Raw genomic sequence first — 6,012 nt, 5'->3', positions numbered from 1 at the left:
AAGAATTAATATGACAAACGTTGAAAAATGATTGATTCAATAAATGAAATTTCAAAGATAAGAAAAAGATTTTATAAAGAGATTTTGTTGGTACGATATCAGAAAATGATAGAGAATCCATTTGAGAAATTAACAGGTGACAGATGATTTATTAAGATATCAGATTGAGGTGGTGAATATTATATGAGCACATATGTAAGAACAGATTGGGTTGCAAGAAATGAATACACGACACCGATTAAGGAAGTACCAATTTATCGAAATAGTGGAATTATTAAAGCTGTTACAAAGGAAAATGAAAAGATTCAGGTTGGAAGGATCACGTATGAGGAGTTTGAAAATGAAGAATTTCAATATATTATTTCTCCATTCTGGCCGATTATAGATACGCTTTCTACTAGAGTATTTCAGGGAATTCCGGGGATTGATATGGATTTACGCCTGGATCATTATTACAGAGTTAATTATGTGCCGGTATTCATTACAGAGAGGACGCCTGGAAGTTCCAGAGAAGATCTGTGGGAATTGTTAGACAGTGTAGGACTTGACTATTATGACAGATTGGAGTGGCTGATCAGGACAGATCTTCGTGCTGCAATTGATAATTTGATTGTAGAGCGTGCAAGAGAAGAAACTGTTAGTAAAAAAGTTGAAAATGCCAGAGAGTTGAAAGCATGTATTGAGAAGGGACAATATGGGGATGAAATCATTATTGAAAATATTTCTTCTTTGGGAACTGATTCAAGATCCTGCGTAAAGATGCTGAATCGCTTAATGCATTATGGAATTCGATTAAAATCAAAACAGGAAAAAATTAATCTGAACGTTGAAGATTATAAAAACTGGATGCCCGTATTGGAAGGTATGTTTCAGATGGATGAGCAGCTTAGAAAACGACAACAGAAAAAGGGAATTGCTTTGGCGAAGGAAAAAGGAAAATATAAAGGAAGAAAGCGAAAAGAGATAGATGATAAATTTCTTGAGGAAATTATTTCTCGTTTTCAAAAGAAAGAAATTCCATTAGAAGAAGCTTTACTGGCAACCAAATTATCAAAATCTACATTCTACAGGAGGATTAAAGAAAACCAATAAAAACCCCCCTTGTGCAATATGTTTATCCAAAATCTTAAAAAAACATAAAAATTATATAAAATCCTTCTTGAATTTAGCGCAATGAAGTGCTAAACTCTTAACATAAAAACAGAGTGCGATCTATTTATTGACTAGAGCATCTGGATTATAGTTAAGAAAGAAGGAAAGAAAATGAACGGAGTTATAATGATGGTCATTGCCATCGTTGTATTAGGTGGAGGATATCTTTTCTATGGAAGATATCTCGAGAAGAAATGGGGAATTGACCCGAATGCAAAGACTCCTGCTTATGAGCTGGAAGACGGCGTAGATTATGTGCCGGCAGATACGAATATCGTATTTGGTCATCAGTTCGCATCTATCGCAGGAGCAGGACCGATCAATGGACCGATCCAGGCAGCAATCTTTGGATGGCTTCCGGTGCTTTTATGGATTCTGATCGGAGGCGTTTTCTTCGGAGCAGTGCAGGATTTTGCATCCATGTATGCTTCTGTAAAAAACAAAGGACGTACAATTGGTTATATTATCGAGGAGTATATCGGTAAACTCGGAAAGAAATTATTCCTGTTATTCTGCTGGTTATTCTGTATTCTTGTTGTTGCTGCATTTGCGGATGTAGTTGCAGGAACATTCAATGGATTCGTAGCTGATGATGCAGGAACTATAAGTAAAGTAGCAGCAAATGGTGCTGTTGCAACAACATCAATGCTTTTTATTGTAGAAGCGGTAGCACTTGGCTGCATTTTGAAATATGCCAAACTGAATAAGTGGGTTAATACAGCAATTGCGATTGTTATGCTTGTTGCAGCGGTAGCACTTGGACTTTATTTCCCGATGTATCTGACAAGAGAGACATGGCATATCCTGATCTTTATTTACATTCTGATTGCCAGTGTCGCACCGGTAACGATGCTTCTTCAGCCACGTGATTACCTGAACAGTTACTTGCTGATCTTTATGATTGCAGCAGCTGTTGTAGGAGTATTTATAGCAAATCCATCCTGTAATCTGAAGGCTTTTACAAGCTTCAATGTAGATGGAAGTTATATGTTCCCGATTTTGTTTGTAACAATTGCTTGTGGAGCTGTATCCGGATTCCATTCACTGGTATCTTCAGGAACTGCTTCTAAGCAGATTAAGAGTGAGAAGAACATGCTCCCAGTATCTTATGGAGCAATGATCATGGAAAGTATGCTTGCTGTAATCGCACTGATCGCAGTTGCTTCCTTCGCTGACGGCGAGGCAGCAGCACAGGGACTGACAACACAGCCACAGATTTTTGCAGGAGCAATCGCAAACTTCCTTGAAGTGATCGGATTACCGCATTCACTTGTATTTACACTGATCAACCTTGCAGTATCAGCATTTGCACTGACATCACTTGATTCCGTTGCACGTGTCGGAAGACTTTCTTTCCAGGAATTCTTTATTGATGATGATACAGATATGGATCATCTGCCATTGTACAAGAAAGTAGCAACCAATAAATATTTCTCAACAGTTATTACACTGGTACTTGCATACTTACTTGCAAAGGTAGGATATGCAGAGATCTGGCCACTGTTTGGATCAGCAAACCAGCTTCTGTCAGTACTTGCACTGATTGCATGTGCAGTATTCCTTAAGAAGACAAAACGCCAGGGAGCAATGCTTTGGATCCCAATGATCTTTATGATGGCAGTAACATTTACAGCACTTGGGATGACAATCTGTAAACTGGGAGGTCAGTTTATGACAACAGGTCTGAGCCTTGGAAATACATTACAGCTGATCTTTGCTGTTCTGCTTCTTATCCTTGGAGTAATCGTAGCAATTCAGGGAATTAAAAAGCTTACAGAGAAGAAAGAAGCTTAATATAAATGGCAGCGAATATAAATCAACAACATATGTTCAGCAACAAGATGATCCGTGCTCTTTTAGTACCAATCATACTGGAACAGTTATTGAACTCCATCATGGGTACCGCGGATACGATGATGGTTAGTAATGTGGGATCAGCAGCAATCTCAGCGGTATCACTGGTGGATTCTATTAATATATTGGTAATCCAGGCATTTTCCGCATTGGCAGCCGGAGGTGCGATCGTCTGCGCCCAGTACATTGGACAGGGGAATAAAGAACGGGCAAATGAGTCTGCACGACAGGTACTATTTATCATCACTCTTATATCAGTAGCTGTCAGCGCATTTTGTCTTATTTTTCAGAAACCGTTACTTCACCTGATTTTTGGAGCAGTTGAAGCAGATGTTATGAGAGCATCTGAAATCTATTTCTTCTACACTGCATTATCATTTCCGTTTATTGCGGCGTATGATGCAGCGGCATCGATCTTCAGGGCACAGGAGAACACGAGAGATCCGATGCTCATTTCAATGGTATCAAACGTGATGAATATTGTCGGAAATGCAATTATGATCTGGGGCTTCCATATGGGAGTCGCGGGAGCTGCACTGGCAACTTTGATTTCACGTATTTTCTGTGCGGTTGTAGTATTGGCAGAGCTTCGTCTGGATCGTCAGCCAATTGTGGTACGAGATTATCTGAAAATCCGTCCAGACTGGAGAATGATCCGCAGGTCCTTGGAATCGGAATTCCATCCGGTGTGGAGAACAGTGTGTTCCAGTTAGGAAAGCTGGCGATTCAGTCCACAGTATCAACACTTGGAACAACAGCAATCGCTGCGCAGGCAATGACGAACATTCTGGAGAATCTGAACGGAATCGGTGGTATCGGAGTCGGAATCGGATTGATGACAATTGTAGGTCAATGTCTGGGAGCTGACCGGAAGGATGAGGCAGTTTATTACATCAAAAAGCTTTGCGTGATTGCTGAGATCGTTATGGCTGCGAGCTGTGTGATTGTTTTTGCACTGACGAAACCAATTACGATTCTCGGCGGTATGGAACCGGAGAGTGCGAAGATGTGTTTCCATATGGTAATGTGGATCACGATTGTAAAACCGCTTGTATGGGTTATGTCATTTGTTCCGGCATATGGATTGAGAGCAGCAGGGGATGCAAAATTTTCTATGATCACATCCTGCTGTACAATGTGGGCATGCAGATTCTGCCTGTGTGTATTTCTGATCCGTGTAATGGGATTTGGCCCGATGGGAGTATGGATCGGAATGTTTGCGGACTGGACGGTCAGAAGTATTATTTTCACCTGGCGATTCCACAGCAGAAAATGGCTGGAGCATAAAGTAATTTAAATAAGAAGAGAAATCTGAACAAAAAAGAGAAATCCAAACAAAAATGGAAACAGCAGGGTTACTGTCGGGAAAGCATTTTAATGATAATGCTTTTGGCAGTAGCCTTGCTGTTTCTTATATCTGCTATTTTTTTAAAAGAAGTTTTAGTATATTTATAGATTTATGTCTGGTATATGATTCCTGAAAATTACTCTTCAGGTGCAAGCTCTGTTGTCTGCTTCTTTGGAGGCATAACCAGTGAGAAGATAAGGAATGCAATCAACGCAGCAACCAGTCCAGGTACGATCGGCTGATTGAAGTGCAGACCGAACAGATTTCCTTTGGAAACATGCTCCAGATATACTACAACAATAGTTCCGGCGATCAGAGAAGCATGGTTCCTGCCTGGGAAGCTCCTTTCCAGTAATGTCCGAGAACATATGGGAAGAAAGAACCTGCGGCACGAAGGGTGAAGGCAAACATCAGGATTGTAACAATACTTGAAGTATTAAATAATGCAATCAGAGTAGCAAAAACACCTACAGCTGCCATTGTAACACGAGTTACGACCATGATCTCTTTATCAGATGCGCTAGGCTTAATCACAATCTTGTAAATATCATTTGCAAAGATCGATCCGGCACCAAGAAGGTCTGAGTCAGCACTTGACATTGTGGCAGATACGATACCTGCAAATAACAATCCGCAGATAACTGCCGGCATTGCTTCCATAGCAAGAACCGGAAGTGCATAACGGGCACCAACATCCTGGAAGTCCGCAGCATTGAATTTGCCCATATTGATCAGTGCAAGTACGATGATTCCCATAAGTGTCGGAACAAAAGCGTAGATAAAGTTTACGATCGCAGCAAGGACAGATCCCTGTCTTGCTGCTTTTCCGTCTCTTGCAGCGTAATATCTGGATACAGCTTCCTGTCCTACAGTAAATGTAGCAACATACATGATTGTTAAACTGATAACATCCATTACATTATAACCTTTAAACATGTCAAATGTTTCAGCAGGAACATTAGCTACAACATTGTCCCATCCACCGGCAAGATTCATTCCAAATGGAAGTGCGATGATCATTCCGATCACGATCAGGAATACCTGAACAAAGTCAGTAAGTGTAACACTCCAAAGACCACCCATGATCGCATAAATTGTTACAACGATACCTACGATCAGAACGGCTGTCTTATAATTCAGATTCAGCATTGTAGACAGAATAACAGAAGATGCGATAAACTGTCCGGCTGTCAGTCCGATCAATGGAACAAACATGATCAAAGATGTAATGATTCCTGAAGGTTTTCCATAACGACGGCGGAAATATTCAGGAACGGTTTTAACCATTGCTGCACGGAATTTAGGTGCAAGGAATGTAAGAATCACAAAAGCGAATCCCATTGTGATAATGTACCATGCGGCACTGAGTCCGTGACTTTCCATACCCTGCTGAACAACACCGAGAGAACTTCCTCCACCAATCTCAGTAGCAGCAAGAGTTCCGGCCATCAAAAGCGGTCCGAGTCGTCTTCCGGCAACAACGAAGTCTGTGTTGGATTCAATCTTCTTGGATGACAGATAACCGATCAATAACATAACAAGAAGATAAATAACAACGACAGCGGTTACAATAATGTTTGACTGCATAAAATATCCCTCTTTCCTTTAGTCAAATTTGAAAAAGGTATCAGGAAATAGCGAAACCTGACACCTATGTT

The 6,012-nt window shown here is 40.6% G+C and carries 5 protein-coding genes; 4 read left to right on the top strand and 1 reads right to left on the bottom strand.

What is annotated here, in order from left to right:
• Positions 1 to 183 precede the first annotated feature (183 nt).
• The 4 genes from DXB52_RS06055 to DXB52_RS16780 all read left to right on the top strand — a co-directional run bounded on the left by DXB52_RS06055 (position 184) and on the right by DXB52_RS16780 (position 4,303).
• Complete coding sequence (locus tag DXB52_RS06055; protein WP_118106750.1) at positions 184 to 1,092, top strand: recombinase family protein; 909 nt, start codon at positions 184 to 186, stop codon at positions 1,090 to 1,092.
• Positions 1,093 to 1,263: 171 nt separating this feature from the next.
• Positions 1,264 to 2,946, top strand: coding sequence for a carbon starvation CstA family protein (locus DXB52_RS06050; protein WP_118106749.1), 1,683 nt, complete (start codon positions 1,264 to 1,266; stop codon positions 2,944 to 2,946).
• A 5-nt stretch (positions 2,947 to 2,951) separates the two neighbouring features.
• Positions 2,952 to 3,719 carry an MATE family efflux transporter gene (locus tag DXB52_RS16785; RefSeq protein WP_472519984.1) on the top strand — a complete coding sequence of 256 codons (768 nt, stop codon included), beginning with the start codon at positions 2,952 to 2,954 and terminating at the stop codon, positions 3,717 to 3,719.
• Positions 3,707 to 4,303, top strand: a complete 597-nt coding sequence (locus DXB52_RS16780; protein ID WP_472519983.1) for an MATE family efflux transporter — start codon at positions 3,707 to 3,709, stop codon at positions 4,301 to 4,303. Before DXB52_RS16785 ends, DXB52_RS16780 begins: the two co-directional genes overlap by 13 nt.
• Before the next feature lie 363 nt (positions 4,304 to 4,666).
• On the opposite strand, the gene DXB52_RS06040 is transcribed toward DXB52_RS16780, so the two are convergent.
• Positions 4,667 to 5,941, bottom strand: coding sequence for a sodium:solute symporter family protein (locus DXB52_RS06040; protein ID WP_472519982.1), 1,275 nt, complete (start codon positions 5,939 to 5,941; stop codon positions 4,667 to 4,669).
• Between the last annotated feature and the right edge of the window lie 71 nt (positions 5,942 to 6,012).

The sequence above is a fragment of the Ruminococcus sp. OM04-4AA genome, assembly GCF_003462585.1.
Taxonomy (GTDB): Bacteria; Bacillota; Clostridia; order Lachnospirales; family Lachnospiraceae; genus Mediterraneibacter; species Mediterraneibacter faecis.
The sequence above is the reverse complement of the archived record's forward strand: the minus strand, read 5'-3'. Positions and strand labels throughout refer to the sequence as shown.

Excerpts from the sequence above, each read along its gene's own strand:
- DXB52_RS06055 (WP_118106750.1), top strand. The coding sequence starts at position 184 with ATGAGCACATATGTAAGAACAGATTGGGTTGCAAGAAATGAATACACG.
- DXB52_RS06050 (WP_118106749.1), top strand. The coding sequence starts at position 1,264 with ATGAACGGAGTTATAATGATGGTCATTGCCATCGTTGTATTAGGTGGA.
- DXB52_RS16785 (WP_472519984.1), top strand. The coding sequence starts at position 2,952 with ATGGCAGCGAATATAAATCAACAACATATGTTCAGCAACAAGATGATC.
- DXB52_RS06040 (WP_472519982.1), bottom strand. The coding sequence starts at position 5,941 with ATGCAGTCAAACATTATTGTAACCGCTGTCGTTGTTATTTATCTTCTT.